2 pseudogenes are annotated in these 938 nt (G+C 69.2%); one reads left to right on the top strand and one right to left on the bottom strand.

The features are described from left to right. Positions 1-377, top strand: a pseudogene (locus tag A5680_RS24315) (hypothetical protein); the annotation flags it as partial. A gap of 4 nt (positions 378-381) precedes the next feature. Here the strand turns inward: A5680_RS24315 and A5680_RS24310 are convergent. Next, a pseudogene (locus tag A5680_RS24310) lies at positions 382-938 on the bottom strand (hypothetical protein); the annotation flags it as partial.

The following is a 938-nucleotide window of genomic DNA, read 5'->3' as shown; positions in this document are numbered from 1 at the left end:
ATGAGAACAAGCCGTCCAACCCCAGCGACCCGCACGACGGGGCCTACACCGCGGCGCGGCTGGCCCGCGACGAAGGGGTGCCCATCTCGACGATCTCGTTCGGCACCAAGACCGGCGAGATCGAGATGGACGGGCAGCGGGTCGCGGTGCCGGTATCGACGGACCAGATGAAGATGATCGCCAAGCTGTCCGGCGGGCAGTCCTACACCGCCGGCACCGTCGACGAGCTGTCCAAGAGCTACAACGCCATCGAGAAGGACATCGGCTACCGCACCGTGCCGGGTCCCGGCAGTGCCGGGTGGTTGCGCCTGGGCGTGCTCACCGCCCTGATCGCGACGGCGCTGGCGCTGCTGATCAACCGGCGGCTGCCGGTCTGATCGCTCAGGAGGGCAGCCGGCGGTTCAGGAACAGGCCGGCCAGGACGGCGCCGGCCATCGCGACGGCCCCCAGCAGCATCCAGGCCAGGCTGGCGTCGCCCTTGACGGTTTCGTAGCCGATCTGGCGCTGCAGGGTCGCGTAGACGTCCTTCAGCGACTCCAGGCTGTCGGCGTGGAACGACTGGCCGTCGGTGATCTCGCAGATCTTCTTCAGCGTCTGATCGTCGACGGGAACCGGGATGGTGGCGCCCTCGTACTCGACGGTGCCGTACGGCGTGCCGAACGAAATCGTCGAGATCTGCACGCCCTCGGCCTTGGCGGCCCGCGCCGCGGTGTAGGCCCCGTCGTGCGGGTCGCTGGGGTTGGACGGCTTGTTCTCCTTGCCGTCGGACAGCAGCACGATGCGGGCCGGCTTGAGGCTGTCGATCGCGGCCTTGACCGCCTGGCGGTTGGTCGTCGGGGCGACCAGCAGCGAGGCGTTGGCCGCGAACTCCACCAGCCCCAGGTTGATGGCCGGCGTCAGCTCGTCGGCGAATTGCTTGCCGGCCTCCTTGGCGGCGG

This window comes from Mycobacterium sp. E2989, assembly GCF_001667595.1.
Classification (GTDB): Bacteria; Actinomycetota; Actinomycetes; order Mycobacteriales; family Mycobacteriaceae; genus Mycobacterium.
Note: the sequence above shows the minus strand (reverse complement) of the source record. Positions and strands in the feature narration are given on the sequence as shown.